Source organism: Mycobacterium sp. E3247, from assembly GCF_001667785.1.
In the GTDB taxonomy this organism is placed as follows: domain Bacteria; phylum Actinomycetota; class Actinomycetes; order Mycobacteriales; family Mycobacteriaceae; genus Mycobacterium.
Map to the genome: position 1 here is coordinate 15,059 of NZ_LZJG01000457.1, position 20,898 is coordinate 35,956.

Consider the following 20,898-nt stretch of genomic DNA (forward strand, 5'->3'; position numbering starts at 1 on the left):
TCTTCTGCGGGGCGGCCTCGCAGGGGGGCCGGGATCAAGGATGGAGCGTAAGCGTAGTTGGCCGACCAGAATCTCAAGGACCGCGAAAGCGGCCGGGCTGGGAGCCGTAGGCGACTCGTCATCGTCGAGTCGCCGACCAAGGCGCGCAAATTGGCCGGCTACCTGGGGTCCAACTACATCGTCGAATCCTCGCGGGGACACATCCGCGACCTGCCCCGCGCCGCGGCCGACGTGCCGGCGAAATACAAGTCCGAGCCGTGGGCCAGGCTCGGGGTCAACGTCGATCACGACTTCGAACCGCTCTACATCATCAGCCCGGAGAAGAAGAGCACCGTCAGCGAACTGAAGGGCTTGCTGAAAGGCGTCGACGAGCTCTATCTCGCCACCGATGGTGACCGCGAGGGCGAAGCCATCGCCTGGCACCTGCTGGAAACCCTGAAGCCCAACATCCCGGTCAAGCGGATGGTGTTCCACGAGATCACCGAGCCGGCCATCCTCGAGGCCGCCGAAAACCCCCGTGACCTGGACATCGACCTGGTCGACGCGCAGGAAACCCGCCGCATCCTGGACCGCCTGTACGGCTACGAGGTCAGCCCGGTGCTGTGGAAGAAGGTCGCGCCCAAGCTGTCGGCGGGCCGGGTGCAGTCGGTGGCCACGCGCATCATCGTGCAGCGGGAACGCGACCGCATGGCGTTCCGCAGCGCCTCCTACTGGGACATTCTGGCCCGGCTGGACGCCAGCGTGTCCGACCCGCAGGCCTCACCGCCCACGTTCACCGCCCGGCTGAGCTCCGTCGACGGGCTGCGGGTGGCCACCGGCCGTGACTTCGACTCGCTGGGCCAGCTGCGCAAGTCCGACGAAGTCACAGTGCTGGACGAGGTTCAGGCGACGGAGCTGGCCACCGGGCTGCGTGGCGCCCAGCTCTCCGTCGCCTCGGTGGAGGAGAAGCCGTACACCCGCCGGCCCTACGCGCCGTTCATGACGTCGACGCTGCAGCAGGAGGCGGGCCGCAAGCTGCGGTTCTCCTCCGAGCGCACCATGAGCATCGCCCAGCGGCTCTACGAGAACGGCTACATCACTTATATGCGTACCGACTCGACGACGCTGTCGCAGTCGGCGATCAACGCCGCGCGCACCCAGGCGCGTCAGCTCTACGGCGAGGAGTACGTCTCGCCGTCGCCGCGTCAGTACACCCGCAAGGTGAAGAACGCCCAGGAGGCGCACGAGGCCATCCGGCCCGCCGGCGAGGCGTTCGCGACCCCGGACGCGGTGCGCCGCGAGCTCGACGGCGACGAATTCCGGCTCTACGAGCTGATCTGGCAGCGCACGGTGGCATCGCAGATGGCCGACGCGCGCGGCACGACGCTGAGCCTGCGGATCAACGGTCAATCAACGGCGGCCGGTACCCGAAGAGAAGTCGTGTTCTCCGCGAGCGGGCGCACCATCACGTTCGCCGGCTTCCTGAAGGCCTACGTGGAAACCGTCGACGAATTGGCCGGCGGCGAGGCCGACGACGCCGAGAGCCGGCTGCCGCAGTTGACGCAGGGCCAGCGGCTGGACGCCGTCGAGCTCACCCCCGACGGCCACGCCACCAACCCGCCGGCGCGCTACACCGAGGCGTCGCTGGTGAAGGCGCTCGAGGAGCTGGGCATCGGCCGCCCGTCGACGTACTCGTCGATCATCAAGACCATCCAGGACCGTGGCTACGTGCACAAGAAGGGCAGCGCCCTGGTGCCGTCGTGGGTCGCGTTCGCCGTAACCGGTTTGCTGGAACAGCATTTCGGCAGGCTCGTCGACTACGGCTTCACCGCCGCGATGGAGGACGAACTCGACGCGATCGCCTCCGGGCAGGAGCGGCGCACCGACTGGCTCAACCGCTTCTACTTCGGCGGCGACCACGGGGTGGCCGACTCGGTGGCCCGGTCCGGCGGGCTGAAGAAACTCGTCGGCGTCAACCTCGAAGGCATCGACGCCCGAGAAGTCAACTCCATCAAGCTGTTTGATGACGAGCAGGGCCGGCCGGTGTACGTCCGGGTGGGTAAGAACGGGCCCTACCTGGAACGCATGGTCACCGGCGACGACGGCGAACCGACGCCGCAGCGCGCCAACCTCAACGACTCGCTGACGCCCGACGAGCTGACGCTGGAGGTGGCCGAGCAGCTGTTCGCCACGCCGCAGCAGGGACGCTCGCTGGGCGTCGACCCGCAGACCGGGCACGAGATCGTCGCCAAGGACGGCCGGTACGGCCCCTACGTGACCGAGATCCTGCCTGAGCCGCCCCCGGAAGACGGCGACGCCACCCCAGCCAAGAAGGGGAAGAAGCCCACCGGACCGAAGCCTCGCACCGGTTCGCTGCTGCGCAGCATGGACCTGCAGACCGTCACCCTCGAGGACGCGCTGAAGCTGCTTTCGCTGCCCCGGGTGGTGGGCGTGGACCCCCAGACCGGTGAGGAGATCACCGCGCAGAACGGCCGCTACGGCCCATACCTCAAGCGCGGCACCGACTCTCGCTCGCTGGCCACCGAGGACCAGATCTTCGAGATCACGCTCGACGAGGCGCTGAAGATTTACGCCGAGCCCAAGCGCCGCGGCCGGCAGGCCGCCGCCGCGCCGCCGCTGCGCGAGCTGGGCGCCGACCCGGCGACCGGCAAGCCGATGGTGATCAAGGACGGCCGGTTCGGCCCCTACGTCACCGACGGCGAGACGAACGCGAGCCTGCGCAAGGGCGACGACGTGCTGTCGATCACCGACGAGCGGGCCGCCGAACTGCTGGCCGACCGGCGGGCGCGCGGCCCGGTGAAGCGTCCGGCGAAAAAGGCCGCGCGCAAGAAGGCCCCGGCCAAGAAGGCCGCCAAGCGCGGCAGCTAGCCCCTAGAAGCCAGGGCCGATGGCCTCGCTGTGCACATCCTCGCGCACGGGCCGTGCGGGGTGGGAGTCCGTGGACCCGGCCAGCTTCACCGGCCGCGCCAGCTGGGTGGGGGCGGTGCGTCCGCGCAGCTCGACCACCTCGCCCACATCCCAGCACAGGGCCTCGGCGTCCAGTGCGCCGCTGACCGCGATCGCCGACGCCAGCACGTGCCCGGGCTCCAGCTTGGCCAGCTCGGTCAGCCGGGCGGCCTCGTTGACCGGGTCCCCGATCACCGTGTACTCGAAGCGGGCCTGCGCCCCGATGTGCCCGGCGATCGCCCTGCCCGCCGACACCCCGATCCCGAACTCCGCGGACCCGATCACCGGAAGCAGCTCGTCGTGCAGCTCGCGGGCCGCGGCGAGCGCGCCGCCCGAAGCGTCGGGGTGTTCGATCGGCGCGCCGAAGATCGCCAGCGCGGCGTCGCCCTGGAACTTGTTGACGAAACCGCCGTGGCGGCCGACGGTTTCGACGACCACCCGGAAGAACTCGTTGAGCAGGTGGACCACCTCGGCCGGGGGCCGGGTCGCGGCGAGCTTGGTGGAGCCGACCAGGTCGACGAACAGCACCGCGACGTTGCGCTCCTGGCCGCCCAGCTCGGTGCCGCGCTCCAGTGCCCGCCGGGCGACATCTTCGCCGACGTAGCGGCCGAACAGGTCACGCAGTCGTTGCCGCTCGGAGAGGTCGCGCACCATGTCGTTGAAGCCGGCCTGCAGCAGGCCCAGCTCGCTGGCGTCGTAGATCTGCATGTGCGCGTTGTAGTTTCCGCGCTGCACCTCCGACAGCGCCCAGCGCAGCTGGCGCAGCGGGTCGGCGATCGACATGGCCACCAGCAGGGTGCTGACGAAGCCGATGCCCAGCGCCGCCAGCGCCAGCAACAGGATCGGGGTGAACAGCTTCTCCGGGGTGGCGTGCAGCAGCGACGCCTTGTCCGCCATCACCGCCAGCACGATCGCCAGCACCGGGACCGCGGTGGACAGCATCCACGTCAGGATCTGCCGCAGGATCACGCCGGGCGCCTGGACGTTCTCGGGCACACCGCTGCGCAGGGCCGCCACGGCCACCGGCCGCAGCACCCGCTCGGACTGCAGGTAGCCGATGATCGCGGTGGCCGCGGCGCCCAGCCCGGTGGCGACGGCCACGACGGGCGCGGCAAACCGCGCGACCGACCAGCTGGCGATGATGAACACCACGCCGCCGATGCACCAGGCCGCCATGCTGATCAGCGTGCGGTAGAAGGGCATCCGCAGGGCCCGGCTACGGGCCAGCTCGGTGGCGGCCGGGTCGGCCTCGGCGAGCAGGTTGTCCCGGCGCTGCCAGCGGAAGACCGGCATCAGCAGCTTCAGATTCACCATCCAGCCGGCCAGGAACAACACCACCAGCGCGGCCCCGAAGACCGCCAGGTTCAGAACCGGCAGATCCTGCAGCTGGATGCGATCCTCGGGGGGCAGCGCGTAGCGCAGGAAGCCGAGCACGAACAGGGCGCCGATGATGTCGGCCTGCAGCATGCTCAGCGAGAACAGCGGCCACGGGGTACGCACCACCCACCGGACGAATCCGCTGATCCGCCCGGGCAGTGCTGCCGCTGATGCCACGATCCCACCGTATCGGTCGGCAGGGACTTGTCGGAAACTTACAACGATCTCGAACCGGGCCCAGCCGGGACGAAAACAGGGGGAATGTAACGGGATCGTCGCGATACGGTGGCCGATCGGTATCTGTCGGCGGTGGTGGCTACTGTTACCGGTGATGTCCGGGGTGTTTACGCGGCTGGTAGGCCAGGACGCGGTGACGGCCGAATTGCTTGCCGCCGCCAGGGCCGCCCGCGGTGATCTGGTTCACAGCGACGCCGGCGGCGGGACTATGACACACGCCTGGCTGATCACGGGTCCCCCCGGATCGGGGCGCTCGGTCGCGGCGCTGTGCTTCGCGGCCGCGCTGCAGTGCACGTCTGCTGTCGAAGACGGGGGCCCGGGGTGCGGGCAGTGCCGCGCCTGCACGACGACGATGGCCGGCACCCACGCCGACGTGCGCCGGGTGATTCCCGAGGGGCTGTCCATCGGGGTGGACGAGATGCGCGGCATCGTGCAGATCGCGTCGCGGCGGCCGGCCACCGGGCACCGGCAGATCGTGGTGATCGAGGACGCCGACCGGTTGACCGAGGGCGCCGCCAACGCGCTGCTGAAGGTGGTGGAGGAGCCGCCGCCGTCGACGGTGTTCCTGCTGTGCGCGCCGTCGGTGGACCCCGAGGACATCGCCATCACGTTGCGGTCCCGCTGCCGGCACGTCGCGCTGGTGACCCCGCCGACCGAGGCGATCGCGCGCGTGCTGATCGACAGCGACGGCCTGAGTGCCGACACCGCGAACTGGGCGGCCTCGGTCAGCGGCGGCCACGTGGGCCGGGCGCGGCGGCTGGCGACCGATGCCGAGGCCCGGGCGCGCCGCGAACGGGCGCTGGCGCTGGTTCGCGACGCCGCCACGCCGTCGCGGGCCTATGCCGCCGCCGAGGAGCTGGTGGCCGCGGCCGAGGCCGAGGCCGTGGTGCTCACCGCCGACCGCGCCGAGGCCGAGACGGAGGAGCTGCGGACGGCCCTGGGCGCCGGCGGCACCGGCAAGGGCACGGCCGGGGCGATGCGCGGCGCCGCCGGCGCGATGAAAGACCTCGAACGGCGGCAGAAGTCGCGTCAGACCCGCGCCTCCCGCGACGCGCTGGACCGGGCGCTGATCGACCTGGCGACGTATTTCCGGGACGCGCTCATGCTCTCGGAGGGCGCGGGCTCGGTGCAGCCCAATCACCCGGACATGGCCGACCGGGCGGCGGCCCTGGCCGCCCATGCCGCACCGCCGCGGTTGCTGCGCTGCATCGAAGCGGTGCTGGAGTGCCGCGAGGCGTTGGCGATGAACGTCAAGCCCAAGTTCGCCGTCGACGCCATGGTGGCCACCTTCGGCCAGGAACTGCGCGACTGAACCGTCCGGTGACGATGCACACGGCGCAGCCGTGTGAGGTGGGGGTGCCCCCGCCGCGAAGCGGCTAGGGAGAGAGCCGGGCAATCCTAACTTGGGTCGGCCCGTCCGCCTGCCGTAGACTCGTGCCGCCCGGCATCAGGGTGTGCCGCCTTAGCTCAGTCGGTAGAGCGATTCACTCGTAATGAATAGGTCGGGGGTTCGATTCCCCCAGGCGGCTCCACAGTTCTTCCGCCGGGCGCGGCTTTCAGGCCGGCGCCAGGAAACCCACCGGACCCGAGGCGAGGCACAACGCCAGCGCGGTGGTGTTGGCGCGCACGGTGATCGCGTCCCCCGCGCCGGGCAGCCGGACGAAGACCCGGTTGAGCCCCGGATGCACGGGGACCTTGACGTCTGGTCCCTGCGTCATCGTCAGCGTCATCGTTCCCTCGCTGTTGGCCAGGTAATTGAGTTCGACGCTCCAGTCGGCGGGCAGCAGCGGCCCGTCGAGGACCAGTCGTGCCGGGTGGTCGGGCTGCGCGAAATACCCGCACTGCGGCAAGGGGCCCGGCAGGATGGTCCGGACCCAGGTCACCCGCGCCCTGACCAGGCGGCCGGAGCTGTCGAGCATCCGCAATCGGGTTGTGGCGGAGGCGAATTCGGGCCTGTCTCGCAGCAGGGCGAACAGGTGGCTGGCCAGGTTCTCCGGCGCCGCCACCCGCTGCAGCACCAGCGGATCGACCTCCTGATCCAGCAGCGGCGCCGTGGACGCCGCGTGCGCCGCGGCCAGATCGGCCCGGGCGTTCTGCAGGTACCGCTGGGCCGGGTTGTCGCGCCAGCTGGTCAGGAACGTCGCCGTCGAGTACAGGCTGCTGGCGACGAACAGCGCCGCCAAACCCAGCGTCACCGCGGCGCGTCCGGGCGAGGCGTCCAGCCAGCGCGGCCCGGCGGCCCGGTTGGGCGCCCAGAACGCGACGGCGGCCAGCAGCGCCAGCACGAAGACGAGATCGGGGAAGTACCGCAGGGTTTGGGCGAGTTCCAGCGCGGTCTGCTTCGACGAGCGCATCAGATAGATCGGCACCTGGCAGGCGACGGCGTAGCCGGCCGCGGTCAGCCACACCGCCCCGATGCGCTGCTTGCGCAGCAGCGACACCACCAGCGCGCCGGCCAGCACCAGCCAGCCGAGCGCCATCACCAACGGCGGGGGCGTCGCCCACGGCGAGGCCGGCGCCCACCGGTCCCAGTGCCACGGCCCGCCGGCCAGCCCCGGGACGATGCCGTGCGTGACCGACCGCGCCAGCAGCTGCGACGTCATCGCCAGGTCGGAACTCCACCGCCGCTGGTTCACCACGGCCAGATAGAGCGCGATCCAGCCGGCCGTCAACGCGAGCGTCGCCAGCCACAGCCGGAGCCCGGCGCGCCACACTGTCCGCAGCGCCGCCGGATCGCCCTGCACGTGGCGCAGCAGCGCGGCGACCGCGAAGGCGACGAACGGGATGACCGCGGCCTTCTCGAAGAACAGCAGGCCCCCGAGGTAGACCAGCGTCCCCGTCACCGCGTAGCGCCGGTTGCCGGTGCGGACCAGCAGCACAGCATCGGCGCACACCCAGGCCAGCGCCGCCAGCATCGGCAGCGAGTTCAGCGCCGCCGCCCACCACGCGAACCCCGGCACGGCCAGCGGGGTGAACAGCGCGAACGTCAGCGGGATCAGCAGCACCGGCCGCCAGCCGAGGACGACGTGCAGGGCGCGCAGCAGCGCCAGCGACGCCAGCAGCTGCAGCACGAGCAGGCTGATCGCCGGCCCCGTCCAGTTCAGGGGGGCCAGCCGGATGATCGCGCCGCCGAGCAGGAAAGCGCCAGGCATGACGTGGCCGTCGTGGTCGTCGAACAAGTAGGCGGGCGCGAGCAGGTTGTGGGTGCCGGCCTTGCCGATCAGGATCAGGTCGTCCCAGTAGAAGTAGCCCCCGAACGCCAGCGCCGCGCGAATCCCCAGCTGGACGGCGATCAGCGCGACGGCCACCACCCCTATGTATGGTGGGCCGGTGCGCGCACTGGTCACCGGGGCTGCCGGATTCATCGGGTCGACGCTAGCCGACCGCCTGCTGGCCGACGGCCACACCGTGGTGGGGCTGGACAACTTCGCCACCGGCCGTGCGATCAACATCGAGCACCTGGCCGACAACCCGGCGTACGTCTTCGCCGAAGCCGACATCGTCACCGCCGACCTGCGGGCCATCCTCGACGAGCACCGCCCGGAGGTGGTGTTTCACCTGGCCGCGCAGATCGACGTGCGGCACTCGGTGGCGGACCCGCAATTCGACGCCTCGGTCAACGTCATCGGCACCATCCGGCTGGCCGACGCGGCCCGCATGACCGGGGTGCGCAAGATCGTGCACACGTCCTCGGGGGGATCCATCTACGGCACGCCGCCGGTATACCCGACCCCCGAGACGGTGCCCACGGATCCGGCCTCGCCGTACGCCGCCGGCAAGGTGGCCGGCGAGATCTACCTGAACACGTTTCGCCACCTGTACGGCATGGAGTGCTCGCACATCGCCCCGGCCAACGTCTATGGACCCCGCCAGGACCCGCACGGCGAGGCCGGCGTGGTGGCGATCTTCGCCCAGGCGCTGCTGTCGGGTAAGCCGACCAAGGTGTTCGGCGACGGCGGGAAGACCCGCGACTATGTGTTCGTCGACGACGTGGTCGACGCCTTCGTCAGGGCCTCCGGGGAGGCCGGCGGAGGGCAGCGGTTCAACGTCGGCACCGGGATCGAAACCTCGGACCGCCAACTGCATTCGGCGGTGGCCGCGGCCGTCGGGGGTCCGGACGACCCGGAGTTTCATCCGGACCGGCTGGGCGACCTGAGGCGGTCCTGCCTCGACATCGGTTTGGCGGAACGGGTCTTGGGCTGGCGTCCGCAGGTGCGGCTCGACGACGGCGTGCGCCGCACGGTCGAGTACTTCCGTCACGCCCAGACGGTCTAGGTCCGTTCGGGTTCGGGCGTCTGGGCGCCCTCGAGCGCCAGGGCGCGCGCGAGACGCGCGTAGCGCAGCTCCAGGTCCTTGAACCTCATGTAGGTGCTGAGCGTGGTGAAGCAGAACGCCATGATGAGCGCGTAGAGCATCAGGTCGGTGCCGCGGCGCACCCCGAACCAGTGCGCCACGACCGTGGTGTCGTCGGGCCGCAGCACGGCATAGATGCCGGCCAGCACGAAGACGACGTAGCCGACCTTGACCCAGGCCTTCGATCGCGAGTTGCGACGGGATCGCAGCAGATAGACGAGCAGCGCGATGATCGAGCCGATCAGCAGCACCTGGATCCAGTTCATTTAGGAATCCTCCCTCGCAGGAAACCGTCGAAGATGATGTTGACGCCGTTGAGCAGCGGCTGCCCCTTCGACTTCGAGTAATCGGTGTAGAGCACCTCGACCGGCTGTTCGACGACGCGCCAATGGTTTTCGGCGATCAGCATGATGAACTCGTTGGCGTGGCTCATGCCGCTCATGGTGATGTCCAGCCCGTCGGCGACCTTTCTGTTGAACACCCGCAGCCCATTGTTGGTGTCCGTCAGGCCAAGTCGGCGACCGCGCCGGCTCAGCCGGGCGGCGGTCCGCAGCACGAGCCGCTTGAGAAACGGCGGCCGGGTGCCCATCGCCGCGCCGAACCGCGTCCCGATGACGACGTCGACGTCCTCCGCGCAGAGCCGGTCGACCATCGCCGCCAGGTCCTTGACCCGGTGCTGCCCGTCACCGTCGAACGTGGCGAAGACCTGCGCCCCAGGCTGTTTGCGGGCGTACTCGACGCCGGTCTGGATGGCCGCACCCTGGCCGAGGTTGATCGGATGGCGCACCAGGTGGGCGCCGGCCCGCCTGGCGACCTCACCCGTGCCGTCGGTGCTGCCGTCGTCCACGCAGACGACATTGTCGAAGACGGAGCGCACATCGGCGACCACCTCGCCGATGACGGTGGCTTCGTTGAAGGCGGGGATGACGATCCAGGCGCCCGCGTACTTGGGTGATGCAGTGTCCATTCAGCCCAAAAGGTACACGCGATCAGCCGGCGGGGCGCCCGGCGCGCGACAGCGCCACCAGATGAACGCCGATTCCCACCAGCGGGCCGCATAGCAAGGCGACGACGGTGCGCGTCTGCAGCGGCAGCGGCAACAGCAGCAGCAACCCCGACGCCACCGTCGCGCCGACCCAACCGAGCGCGTACGCCCGGTGTAGCGCCGCCGCCACTGCGGCGGCGCCGGTCAGCGTCAGCATCGCGATCGCCACGGCCGCGGCGGTCAGCCAGGCCAGCAGCGCGCCGCCGGCGTGGTACTGCGGCCCGAAGGCCACCTGCAACAGCCAGGGGCCCACGGCCCAGGCCGCCAGCACCCCCACCGCGCCGATGCCGCCGACGATCGCGGCCGGGGCGACGAGCGCGCGGACCCGGTCGCTGCGCGCGTCGACGAAATGCGCGATCAGGTTGCCCTGCATGGCCGTCAGCGGCACCAGCAGCGGCGCCCGGGTCAACGTCACGGCGAGGATGATCACCCCGCCCTGGGCCCCCAGCTCGTTGCTGGTCAGCTTCAACAACACCGGAAACCCCATCACCAGAACCGCGCTCGCGCCGGCGGCGGTGATCGAATGGGCGGCCCCCCGCAGGAAGGTCTGGGCGCCGCCCGGCGTCCGGCGCCGGGCGGCGGACCGGGCCGAGGGCGAGGCCAGCAGCATGATCAGCCAGGCGACCGCACCCGCCACCGTGGCCCACAGGAAGCCGACCAGGCGCCAGCCCAGGACGACGGTGGCCGCGGCGACCGTCACCCGCATGACCGCGTCGGTCACCATCAGCGCCCCGTAACCGGTCCACCGATCGGTGCCGGCCAGCATGCCCAGCAGCGTGGCGTGCACGCAGAACCCGGCCAGCCCGACGCTGAGCAGCGCCACCGACAGCCAGCGTTGGTCGACGAACACCCGCGCGCTCCACAGCGGCGAGCTGCCGGCGATCACCACGGCAGCGCCGACGCCTACCAGCATGGCCACTCGCAGCGGGTGGGTCCGCGGCTCGTCCGCGGCCGGCGGGGCCGCCGAGAGGTGGCGGCTCGAGCGGACCTCCCGGGTGGTCTCCTGCAGCAGCCCGAAGGCGGCGCCGGTGGCCAGGCCGAACGCCCCCCAGAACACCCCGAACACCGAGAAGCCGTCCGGAGCCAGGTCCCGGGCGGCCAGGTAGATCACCGCGTAACCGCACAGGGCGGTCAGCGCCGTCGCGGTGGCGACCCGGGTCACGCTGCCGCGCGTGATCGGACCGGTGCCGGTGGGGGCTTGGGTACCGCCGACTTCGGGCATCGCCACAATTTGAAAATAGTAAGTGGCCGTGGACGCAGGTCAGCGGCGGCGACCGGGGTTCGCTATCGTGGGCGGCTGTCGGAAAGGACCTTGGCCGCCTTGCGTATCTTCGGGATCTCGCTGCTGGTCACCGTGGCGGCCCTTGCGGTCGGATACGCCCACGGCGGCCTGCGGGACCTGTTCTTACTGCTGGTGCTGGCCACCCTCGAGGTGTCGCTGTCGTTCGACAACGCCATCATCAACGCGGCGATCCTCAAGCAGATGAGCCCGTTCTGGCGGCAGATGTTTTTGACCGTCGGGATTCTCATCGCCGTGTTCGGCATGCGGCTGCTCTTCCCGTTACTGATCGTGTGGGCCACCGCCGGCCTGGACCCCGTCCGCGCGATGGAGCTGGCGCTGCACGCGCCGCCGCACGGCGCGCTGGAATTCCCCGACGGCTCGCCCAGCTACGAGAAGCTGATCGGCGCCGCGCATCCACAGATCGCGGCGTTCGGCGGGATGTTCCTGTTGATGCTGTTCTTGGACTTCATCGTCTACGACCGAGACATCAAGTGGCTCAAGTGGATCGAGGTCCCGTTCGCCCGCATCGGGCGGCTTGGGCAGGTGTCGGTGGCGGTGGCAGTCGTTGCGCTGGTTCTCGTCGGAACCGGGCTGACGCATTCCGGGGACGAGAGTGAGACGGTGCTGACCGCCGGCCTGCTCGGCCTGGTGACGTACCTGGTCGTCAACGGTCTGAGCCGGGCGTTTCGGCCGCCGGACCTCGAGGCGGTGTCGAACGGCAACGCGGTCGGAAAGGCCGGCCTCAGCCTGTTTCTGTATCTCGAGGTGCTTGATGCCGCCTTCTCGTTCGACGGGGTCACCGGCGCCTTCGCGATCACCTCGGACCCGATCGTCATCGCGCTGGGTCTCGGTGTGGTGGGCTCGATGTTCGTCCGGTCCATCACGATCTTCCTGGTGAAGCAGGAAGCGCTGGATCGCTACGTGTACCTGGAGCACGGCGCGCACTGGGCGATCGGGGTGCTCTCGGTGATCATGCTGCTCTCCGTCAACCCGCGATTCCAGGTCCCCGAGGCTTTCACCGCCTCGGTCGGGGTGGTGTTCATCGGCGCTGCGCTGGGCTGGAGCGTGCTGCGCAATCGGCGACAGGCCGCGGTGCGGCCGGGTTAGGCCTCGATCTGGCCGGCGATGCGCCGTTCGATGCCGGCCCTCGCTGGGGCCGGCAGCGCGATCAGGCCGTTCAGTTCCTTGCTCGCGCGCGCGTAGGCGTTCTGCCGTTCCTCGCGCGTGGCCGCGTCGTCCTGGGCCAGGTGCAGCAAGCTCTGGGCCCGCGCCATCCGTTGCTGCTCGTCCGCCGTGAAGTCGCTGCGACGTCGGCGAATCGCCTCGGCCTCGGCGATCTCGAACGCACTGACGTACTCGTGGACTGCGTCGCGGTATTCCACCAGGGCGTCCCGGTTGCCGACCAGGCCCTCGGGCGGTTCCGGCCGCAGCAGGTCCGCGTGCCGCTTCGCCCGATGGAACGCGATGGTCAGCGGGGCCCGCATGTCGGTCATCATCGGAAAGTCCAGCAATTTCGCGATGTCGACCTCGTAGTCGAACCATCGGGCGTCGATACGATCATGCGCCGAAACAAGTTTGGCGACTTCTCGGCGATCGGTGTCCTCGTTGGCCCGCGCCCGGCCCGATGCCTCGGCGATGGCGATTTTGGCTTGCTGCTTAAGCCGATACCGTTCCAGCCGGCGTTCGGCCCGACGCTCGTTGGCGGCGGCGACGGCCCGCAGGCCGCCGCCGATCGCACCGCCCAGTGGAAAAACCAGCCACCAGAAGTTGGCGGCGAAATGCAACACCGGGGTCACACCGCCAGGATGCCACCGACGAGCAGCGCGCGGTTACGCCAAGAGCGTTAGTGCCCGCCGGCCTTGAACCGCTCCACGGAGCGCTGCACCTCGGCTTCGGCGTCGGCGCGGCCGACCCAGTCGGCCGCCTTGACGAACTTGCCCGGCTCCAGGTCCTTGTAGTGCACGAAGAAGTGCTTGATCACGTCCAGTTCGAACTCGGGGACGTCCGCGATGTCCTGGATGTGATCCCAGCGGTGGTCGCCGGCCGGCACGCAGAGGACTTTGTCGTCGCCACCGGCCTCATCGGTCATCCGGAACATGCCCACCGGGCGCGCCTCGACGATGACGCCAGGGAACACCGACTGCGGCAGCAGCACCATCGCGTCCAGCGGGTCGCCGTCTTCGCCGAGGGTGTCCTCGATGAACCCGTAGTCGGTCGGGTAGCCCATCGAGGTGTAGAGGTAGCGGTCCAGACGCACCCGTCCGGTCTCGTGATCGATCTCGTACTTGTTCCGCTGACCCTTCAAGATCTCGATGGTCACGTCGAATTGCACTGTGCGCTCCTTAGATCTGGGCGGGTGGCAAGTGGTCCGTTGCGTCGGGCATCACCCTAGTCGAGGCCTTTTGCGCCGGATTCGGCAGAATGGGTCGGAGACAGTCAGGAGAGCGATGGGTCCCACTCGCTGGCAAAAATCCACCCATGTCTTCGTCGGGTTGGCGGTGCTGGCGTTCGTCGCCGCCGTGGTGGCGGCGGCGACGTTCTTCACCTCGGCTGGGCATGGCGGAAACAACTCGCACGCCCCCATGCCGCCCCCGCACGCGCCGACGGTCAAACCGGGGATGGTGCCGGTCAGCGACACCGCCGAGACGCCCAGCCCCGCCGGGGTGACGGCCGCGCTCGCGGCCATCGCGGCCGATCCCAACCTGGGCAGGCTCGGCGCCCGCGTCACCGACGCCCTGACCGGGAAAGAGCTTTGGCAGGTCGGGGACGACCTGCCGCTGGTGCCGGCGTCGACGAACAAGGTGCTGACCGCCGCCGCGGCCCTGCTGACCCTGGACCACCAGGCGCGGATCAGTACGCGGGTGGTGGCCGGCAGTCAGAACGCCCAGGGGCCCGTCGTGTTGGTCGGTGCCGGCGACCCGGTGCTGTCGGCGGCGCCGCCCGGCGTGGACACCTGGTACCGCGGGTCGGCCCGGCTCGCCGACTTGGTCGAGCAGATCCGCCGCAGCGGCGTGACACCGACGGCGGTGCAGGTGGACACCTCGGCGTTCACCGGACCGACGATGGCGCAGGGCTGGGATGGCGCCGACGTCGACAACGGCGACATCGCACCGATCGAGTCGGTGATGATCGACGCCGGGCGCATCCAGCCGAGCACCGTCAACTCCCGGCGGTCGCGAACCCCGGCGCTCGATGCCGGGCGCGAGTTGGCCAAGGCGCTGGGCCTCGATCCCGGCGCCGTGACGATCGCGACGGCACCGTCGGGAGCTCGGCAGCTGGCCGTCGTGCAGTCGGCGCCGCTGGTGCAGCGGCTGTCCGAGATGATGGACCACTCCGACAACGTGATGGCCGAGTGCATCGCGCGTGAGGTGGCAGCCGCCATCAACCGGCCGCGCAGCTTCGCCGGCGCCGCGGACGCGGTGTCCAACCGGTTGAGCACCGCGCACGTCGACACCGGAGGCATAACGCTGATGGACTCCAGCGGGCTGTCCGTCGACGACCGGCTGGCCGCCAAGACGCTCGACGGGGTGCTGCAGGCCGCCGCCGGACCCGACCAGCCCGCGCTGCGCGCGCTGCTGGACCTGCTCCCGATCGCCGCCGGCAGCGGGACGCTGGCCGACCGCTTCACCGACGCGGCGTCCAATCAGGGGCCGGCGGGGTGGTTGCGCGCCAAGACCGGCTCGCTGACGGCCACCAATGCCTTGGCCGGCGTGCTCACCGACCGCAGCGGCAGGGTGCTCACCTTCGCCTTCATCTCCAACGCGGCCGGACCCAACGGCCGCAACGTGATGGACTCCCTGGCCACCAAGCTCTGGTCCTGTGGTTGCTCATGACGCCCACCTCGGAGCTGACGCTCGGCAGCGCCGTCGACTGGGGCTTCGCGGCCACCGTCGGCCAGCGGTTGGCCCGGCCGGGGCCGCCGGCGAGCGAGTACACCCGGCGGCAGGTGATCGACGAACTCACCAGGTCGGCCGCCGAGGCCGAGCCGCCGGTGCGTGAGGTCACCGGCCTGGTGACCGACGGGGCCGTGCCCGCCGCCCGGATCGTCGACCGCCCGGAGTGGATCGCCGCGGCGGCCGAGTCGATGCGCGTGATGATGAACGGGGCGGAGAAGCCGCGGGGCTTTCTCACGGGCCGGGTCACCGGCGCGCAGACGGGGGCCGTGCTGGCATTCGTGTCGTCGGGCATCCTCGGTCAGTACGACCCGTTCGCGCGGGGCCTAGAGGCCGCGAAAGAGGGAAGCCTGCTGCTGGTGTATCCCAACGTCATCGCCGTCGAGCGGCAACTGCGGGTCGAGCCCTCCGACTTCCGGCTCTGGGTCTGCCTGCACGAGGTCACCCACCGGGTGCAGTTCACCGCGAACCCGTGGTTGTCCGAGCACATGTCCCGGGCCCTGGGGTTGTTGACGCGCGACGCCGGGGAAGACGTCGGGCAGGTGGCGAGCCGGCTCGCCGATTACGTCCGCAACCGGGGCAACGGGGCGGCGGACGACGGCCCGTCGGGAATCGTCGGCCTGGTGCGCGCGATCCAGTCCGAGCCGCAGCGCCAGGCCCTCGATCAGCTGCTGGTGCTCGGCACGCTGCTGGAGGGCCACGCCGACCACGTGATGGATGCCGTCGGGCCGATGGTGGTGCCGTCGGTGACCACCATCCGCCGTCGATTCGACGAGCGCCGCAACCGCAAACAACCGCCGCTGCAGCGGCTGGTGCGCGCGCTGCTGGGCCTGGACGCCAAGCTCAGCCAGTACACGCGGGGCAAGGCATTCGTCGACCACGTGGTGGGGCGGGTCGGCATGGAGCGGTTCAACGCGATCTGGACCGGCCCCGAGACGCTGCCCGTGCCCGCCGAGATCGAGGAACCCCAGCGATGGATCGACAGGGTGCTGTAGCGCAGCTGCGCGCGGCCGCTGAGGACTTCCTCAAAACGCACGTCGCGACGGCCGAACAATGGTGCGTGGCGCTGTCCGGCGGCCCGGATTCCCTGGCGTTGACCGCGGTGGCGGCCCAGCTGCGGCCCACCACCGCCGTGATCGTCGACCACGGCCTGCAACCCGACTCCGCCGCCGTCGCGGAAACCGCTCGACAGCAAGCCGAAACCCTGGGATGCGTTGCCGCACAAGTGGTTCGAGTGCACGTGGGCAACGAAGGCGGCCCCGAGGCGGCCGCCCGTGCCGCCCGCTACGCCGCGCTGAGCGCCTACCACGGCGGTCCGGTGCTGCTGGGTCATACGCTCGACGACCAGGCGGAGACGGTGTTGCTGGGGCTGGGCCGCGGCTCGGGCGTGCGGTCGATCGCCGGGATGCGCCCGTACGACTCGCCGTGGGGCCGGCCGTTGTTGGGCGTGCGGCGCGTGGTGACCCACGCCGCGTGCCGTGAGCTGGGCCTGACCGCGTGGCAGGATCCGCACAACACCGACCGCCGCTTCACCCGGACCCGGCTGCGCCTGGAGGTGTTGCCGCTGCTGGAGGACGTGCTGGGCGGCGGGGTGGCCCAGGCGCTGGCCCGGACGGCGACGGCGCTGCGCGAGGACACCGAGCTGCTCGACACCCTCGCCGCCCGGGCGCTGCCCGAGGCGAAGGCGGACGCGGGCCTGCGGACCGAGGCTCTGGCCGCGCTGCCCGCCCCGGTGCGGCGCCGGGTGATCCGCGGCTGGCTCCTGGCGGGGGGCGCAATCGGTCTGACGGACAAGCAGATCCGCGGCGTCGACGCGCTTGTGACCGCCTGGCGCGGGCAGGGCGGGGTGGCGGTCGGGTCAGCGCTGCGCGACGAGCGGTTGATCGCGGGGCGGCGCGACGGAGTGTTGACCCTGTGGCGTGAACCGGTTGAGAAGCCCGCCCGATAGGCGCAATACCGGGGTCGCCGTTGGTTATTCGGACGTCGGCGTGGCACTCTGTGGGCGTGGCCCAGATCTCCTCGGCGATCACCCCCGCGCAGCCCGTGGAGCTGTACCCGGGGGACATCAAGTCGGTGCTGCTCACCGCCGAGCAGATTCAGGCGCGAATCGCCGAACTCGGCGAGGAGATCGGCGCGAAATACCGCGACGTCATGGCCGAGACCGGCCAGGATCTGCTGCTGATCACCGTGCTCAAGGGCGCTGTGATCTTTGTCACCGATCTCGCACGGGCGATCCCGGTGCCGACCCAGTTCGAGTTCATGGCCGTCAGCTCGTACGGGTCGTCCACGTCGTCGTCCGGCGTGGTGCGGATCCTCAAAGACCTGGACCGCGACATCCAGGGCCGTGATGTGCTGATCGTCGAGGACGTCGTCGACTCGGGCCTGACCCTGTCGTGGTTGCTGCGGAACCTCACCAGCCGCCATCCGCGTTCGCTGCGCGTGTGCACGTTGCTGCGCAAGCCCGACGCGAAGGGCGCCAACGTCGACATCGCCTACGTGGGCTTCGACATCCCGAACGACTTCGTCGTCGGCTACGGCCTGGACTACGACGAGCGCTACCGCGACCTGTCCTACATCGGCACCCTGGACCCCAGGGTCTACCAGCAGTAGGTCCTCTCTAGCGGTGAGCGCAAGCGCGGCGAAGCCGGGCGCGGCGGGCCGCCGCCATCAGGCTAGTCCAGCTCCCACACCGCGGTCACCGAGAAGCTCACCGTCTGCTGGCCGGGCTCCAGCGGGACCATGCTCGGCATGGCCTTCGGCGGCGCCGGCGCTCTGCCCGGCGTCGGTTCGGTGGCCTCCGAAATAGACAGCACCCTGCCCAGCCGAAGCCCGGACAGCTGGGCGTACTGTTCGGCGCGGCTCTTGGCGTCGTTGAACGCCCGGGCGCGTGCATCCTTCACCAGCTGTGAGTCATCGGCGATGGAGTAGCTGACCGACTTGATCCGGGTGGCGTCCCCGCCGGTCGCGACGATCAGGGCCAGCATCCGCGACGCGGCGTCGGGCGGGTGGATCTTGACCGTGATGGCGTTGGTGGCGCGGTATCCGGTGATCCTCGCGGTGCCGTTGGGTTCGGGGTTGTTGAACTGCGGCTGCAGCGTGACCTCGGTGGTGCTGATGTCCTTGTGGTCGACGCCGGCACCGACCAACGCGTTGATGACGGCTTGCTGACGGTCGTTGGTCTGGTTCATCGCGGCGGTGACGTCGGGCGCCGTGAACTCGATGCCGACGTCGGCGGTCAGGGTGTCCGGGACGCCTTGGACCTGTCCCGACCCGAAGACTGTGACCTGACGCGGGTTGACCCCGGGCGCGGGCGTCGAAGGCGGGGAATCGCAGGCCGACACCGTCGCGGTCGCCAGGCCGGCGACGGCCAAGGCGATCAATCTGCGGGCAAACCTCGGGGTGTTCGTTGCGACCGGCATGCCTGGCACCCTAGCCGCTCGGGCCGTGCCGATGCGGTGCTCCCGTGCCAACCGCAACCGCTGGCGACCCGACCGGTTCGGCCCGGCAAACCATACGGACTCGACCAGCAACCACATATAGATTCATATATGTCCCCAAACATATTTGTTTGCAACGTTTCTCATGTCCGGATCAAATGCTGCAGCATTTCCGGCAAGCTAAGTGAACAGTTATCGACTCGGCGATGAATTGGCGTCCCCGAGGGTGTCGTCGCCGGACGTCACTGCCCTAACGTGTCCTGGAGTCCGACTCGGCGCCCGCAACTGGCGCTGAAAGGCGTTGTCGAGAAGCACTTTTGAGCCCCGCGCGGCACGCTCTCGTCAGAAGGGTGGATCGTCCGGCAACGGCTGCGGGGCCGGTTCGTCGGGAATCCAGTCCGGCGGCAGCTCTTCGGGTTCTTTGGGATCGTTCACCCAGGTGCAGAACGGGCTGGTGCTGGGTGCGCCTGTGAACAGAAAGAGCATGTCGCGCATGTGGTTACGGAATTTTCGCGCGGCGATTTCCTGCTGGCGGGCCTCCTCCAGCGCTCGCCGGGCTTCGTTGATCGGCCGCTGCACACGGTTGTGCTTGCGTGCCTGAGCAATTCGCGCGCTTCGTTGCTGTGAGCGGGTTCTTCTCGCGGGCAAAGGCGGCGCGCAGGCCGGGCGGCCGGTCCGGGGGAACAGGTCGGCACCGGCGGGCGAGGTGCGATACGTTCGCCCGGCGGGTGAGACCCAGATGACGGTGCCGTCAGTCAGTTGCTTGTCGCGCCATCCACCGAAGGTTTTGAGCCGATGATGTTGTCGGCACAGGCATTTGAGGTTCTCCGCGACCGTCGGCCCGCCGGCCGCAGGGTTCTGGTGGTTGAACGGAATGGTGTGGTCGAGGTCGCAGACGACGGCCGGCCGGCTGCAGCCGGGGAAGCGGCACGTGAGATCGCGGCACCGGACGGCCCGTTCCAGCGCTGCCGATGGCTGATAGCGCAACGCCTCGACCGGACTGGTCACCGGGTCGGCTACGAGTACGGATGCCGTGGCCGCCAAGTCGCGCACCTGCTCGGCGTCGATGACGCCGTAGCCCTCGAGGTAGCCGGGCTCACCGCCACCCGCGTGGACGGTCTGGTCGCTGGCCACCACGTTGATGACCACTTGCGCTGCGGCCCCACGATCCGGGCCGCGCTCACTGGTCCGGTTGGGGCACTCCGGTTCTCCGCAGGCACAGACCAACCCGCGCCCCTCGGCCAGCGCGGCGAGCGCGTCGGCCCGGCGTTGATCCAGTGTCCGAGGGTCCGCCGCGCACACCTGCTTGGCGAGCTGTGAGAGCCGTCGGTCGAAGGCCGTCGCAGCCGTGGCGGCGACCGACCCGTAAATGTCGGCCATCCCATCGTCTTTGGTGCTGATTCCGACGTAGCGGTCGTTCTGGGCGGTCACCCGGCGCTCGCGGGCGGCGTCGGGATCGGCGGCTCGCACGGCGGCGTCGACGGCGTTGATGATCCGCTGCTTGGACCAGCCGTGCCAGCTGCCGATGCGTTCGGCCAGCGATCGGTCGATCTCGGCAATCAGCTTCTCGTCGGTCACCAGATCGGTGCGGCTGATGATCAGGCGCACTGTGCGCCAATCCGTCCGGCCGTCCGCGAGCAGGGCCCCGACCTTGGGCAACCGGGTGTCCAGCGCCTCCGCGTACGACACCACGTAGCTGGCCGCCACGGGGGAGAGGTTCATCGCGGCGGCAACCTCGGCAGCGGCCTGCTCGAACCCGTCGATCGCCGCGTATTCGCGCGGGCGCTCAGGCCGCTCTGCAGCGGCCACCCGGTGCCTCAGCAGCGCCGCGACCGCGGCCAGCCGGCGCGCCACCAGCACTGACTCCTGCCGGTGCGTCGACTCGATCAGCTCCACGAGGGACGCCGGGGGAGGCATTGATTCGAACATGTGTTCGATTATAACCGGTCCCTACGACCAACGAATGCAGCCGGCGGGTGCTCACTCCCGCGAGGCCTCCGGATTCGGCATCACGACCCGCTGACGCGTCGTGGCCCGGAAGGGGTCGAGGGACTGGCCGTCGCCCAAGGCCCCGTGCACGTCTTCCGGGGTGATCAGGCCGAGTTCGACCTGTAGCCAGGTAGCGCTGAGCCCGAACGCGTGCGCGGCGCGTCTGGCCTCCTCGGCGTCCGGGAAGTCGTCGGCGTTGGCGCGCCCGGCGGCGCCGTACCAGCGCCCTTTGGTGACGCCGCAGGCGTCGCGTAACTGCTCGACGGTGATGTCGCGGTTCAGCGTCGCCTCAAGCAGGCGCCTCAGCCCCCAGCCGGCGGCATTAGTTCGTGGCATCCG

The 20,898-nt window shown here is 70.1% G+C and carries 18 protein-coding genes and 1 tRNA gene; 9 read left to right on the forward strand and 10 right to left on the reverse strand.

Annotated features, from left to right (window positions below):
* The first annotated feature begins 57 nt into the window (after positions 1-57).
* Positions 58-2,868: a type I DNA topoisomerase gene (topA, locus tag A9X04_RS22565; RefSeq protein WP_067925249.1), complete on the forward strand. Its 2,811-nt coding sequence runs from the start codon at positions 58-60 to the stop codon at positions 2,866-2,868.
* A gap of 3 nt (positions 2,869-2,871) precedes the next feature.
* On the opposite strand, the gene A9X04_RS22570 is transcribed toward topA, so the two are convergent.
* Entirely contained in the window at positions 2,872-4,548 is a 1,677-nt protein-coding gene (locus tag A9X04_RS22570) for an adenylate/guanylate cyclase domain-containing protein (protein ID WP_231985799.1), read from the reverse strand.
* A gap of 106 nt (positions 4,549-4,654) precedes the next feature.
* On the opposite strand from A9X04_RS22570, the gene A9X04_RS22575 reads away from it, so the two are divergent.
* Positions 4,655-5,872: a DNA polymerase III subunit delta' gene (locus A9X04_RS22575; protein WP_067925255.1), complete on the forward strand. Its 1,218-nt coding sequence runs from the start codon at positions 4,655-4,657 to the stop codon at positions 5,870-5,872.
* A gap of 144 nt (positions 5,873-6,016) precedes the next feature.
* Positions 6,017-6,092 (forward strand) — tRNA-Thr (locus A9X04_RS22580).
* A 24-nt stretch (positions 6,093-6,116) separates the two neighbouring features.
* On the opposite strand, the gene A9X04_RS22585 is transcribed toward A9X04_RS22580, so the two are convergent.
* The gene (locus A9X04_RS22585) at positions 6,117-7,925 is read right to left on the reverse strand and encodes a hypothetical protein (protein WP_197509319.1); all 1,809 of its coding nucleotides are present in this window, start codon (positions 7,923-7,925) and stop codon (positions 6,117-6,119) included.
* Between A9X04_RS22585 and A9X04_RS22590 the strand changes: the two genes are divergently transcribed.
* On the forward strand, positions 7,891-8,835 hold the full coding sequence (locus A9X04_RS22590) for a GDP-mannose 4,6-dehydratase (RefSeq protein WP_197509321.1): 945 nt from the start codon (positions 7,891-7,893) through the stop codon (positions 8,833-8,835). The two genes, A9X04_RS22585 and A9X04_RS22590, sit on opposite strands and share 35 nt — an antisense overlap.
* On the opposite strand, the gene A9X04_RS22595 is transcribed toward A9X04_RS22590, so the two are convergent.
* Genes A9X04_RS22595 through A9X04_RS22605 form a run of 3 tightly spaced genes read right to left on the reverse strand, consistent with a single transcriptional unit; the run spans position 8,832 to position 11,180 of the window.
* Positions 8,832-9,179, reverse strand: coding sequence for a DUF2304 domain-containing protein (locus A9X04_RS22595; RefSeq protein WP_067925264.1), 348 nt, complete (start codon positions 9,177-9,179; stop codon positions 8,832-8,834). The two genes, A9X04_RS22590 and A9X04_RS22595, sit on opposite strands and share 4 nt — an antisense overlap.
* Positions 9,176-9,880, reverse strand: coding sequence for a glycosyltransferase family 2 protein (locus A9X04_RS22600; RefSeq protein WP_067925267.1), 705 nt, complete (start codon positions 9,878-9,880; stop codon positions 9,176-9,178). Before A9X04_RS22600 ends, A9X04_RS22595 begins: the two co-directional genes overlap by 4 nt.
* 22 nt (positions 9,881-9,902) lie before the next feature.
* Positions 9,903-11,180 (reverse strand): hypothetical protein, encoded by a 1,278-nt coding sequence (locus A9X04_RS22605; protein ID WP_067925317.1) that lies wholly within the window; start codon positions 11,178-11,180, stop codon positions 9,903-9,905.
* Between the two features lie 90 nt (positions 11,181-11,270).
* Between A9X04_RS22605 and A9X04_RS22610 the strand changes: the two genes are divergently transcribed.
* Positions 11,271-12,347 carry a DUF475 domain-containing protein gene (locus tag A9X04_RS22610; protein ID WP_067925270.1) on the forward strand — a complete coding sequence of 359 codons (1,077 nt, stop codon included), beginning with the start codon at positions 11,271-11,273 and terminating at the stop codon, positions 12,345-12,347.
* Here the strand turns inward: A9X04_RS22610 and A9X04_RS22615 are convergent.
* Together A9X04_RS22615 and A9X04_RS22620 are read right to left on the reverse strand one after the other, a co-directional pair.
* Complete coding sequence (locus tag A9X04_RS22615; RefSeq protein WP_067925273.1) at positions 12,344-13,036, reverse strand: hypothetical protein; 693 nt, start codon at positions 13,034-13,036, stop codon at positions 12,344-12,346. The two genes, A9X04_RS22610 and A9X04_RS22615, sit on opposite strands and share 4 nt — an antisense overlap.
* Positions 13,037-13,083: 47 nt before the next feature.
* The gene (locus A9X04_RS22620) at positions 13,084-13,572 is read right to left on the reverse strand and encodes an inorganic diphosphatase (RefSeq protein WP_067925276.1); all 489 of its coding nucleotides are present in this window, start codon (positions 13,570-13,572) and stop codon (positions 13,084-13,086) included.
* Positions 13,573-13,687: 115 nt separating this feature from the next.
* On the opposite strand from A9X04_RS22620, the gene dacB reads away from it, so the two are divergent.
* The 4 genes from dacB to hpt are packed head-to-tail and all read left to right on the forward strand — an operon-like array spanning position 13,688 to position 17,743.
* A complete protein-coding gene (gene dacB / locus A9X04_RS22625; RefSeq protein WP_067925279.1) occupies positions 13,688-15,073 on the forward strand; it encodes a D-alanyl-D-alanine carboxypeptidase/D-alanyl-D-alanine-endopeptidase in 1,386 nt (461 codons plus the stop codon).
* Positions 15,070-16,128: a zinc-dependent metalloprotease gene (locus A9X04_RS22630; RefSeq protein WP_067925282.1), complete on the forward strand. Its 1,059-nt coding sequence runs from the start codon at positions 15,070-15,072 to the stop codon at positions 16,126-16,128. Before dacB ends, A9X04_RS22630 begins: the two co-directional genes overlap by 4 nt.
* Positions 16,107-17,081, forward strand: coding sequence for a tRNA lysidine(34) synthetase TilS (tilS, locus tag A9X04_RS22635; protein ID WP_067925285.1), 975 nt, complete (start codon positions 16,107-16,109; stop codon positions 17,079-17,081). Before A9X04_RS22630 ends, tilS begins: the two co-directional genes overlap by 22 nt.
* A gap of 50 nt (positions 17,082-17,131) precedes the next feature.
* Positions 17,132-17,743, forward strand: a complete 612-nt coding sequence (gene hpt, locus A9X04_RS22640; protein WP_067925288.1) for a hypoxanthine phosphoribosyltransferase — start codon at positions 17,132-17,134, stop codon at positions 17,741-17,743.
* 62 nt (positions 17,744-17,805) lie between these two features.
* Here hpt and A9X04_RS22645 read toward each other — a convergent pair whose 3' ends face one another.
* The 3 genes from A9X04_RS22645 to A9X04_RS31110 form a co-directional block, all read right to left on the reverse strand.
* Positions 17,806-18,552, reverse strand: a complete 747-nt coding sequence (locus A9X04_RS22645) for an SIMPL domain-containing protein (RefSeq protein WP_067925292.1) — start codon at positions 18,550-18,552, stop codon at positions 17,806-17,808.
* A 360-nt stretch (positions 18,553-18,912) separates the two neighbouring features.
* Entirely contained in the window at positions 18,913-20,499 is a 1,587-nt protein-coding gene (locus A9X04_RS22650; protein ID WP_067925294.1) for an HNH endonuclease signature motif containing protein, read from the reverse strand.
* A 51-nt stretch (positions 20,500-20,550) separates the two neighbouring features.
* The coding region (locus A9X04_RS31110; RefSeq protein ID WP_369828998.1) for a hypothetical protein at positions 20,551-20,898 on the reverse strand (348 nt) is incomplete at its 5' end.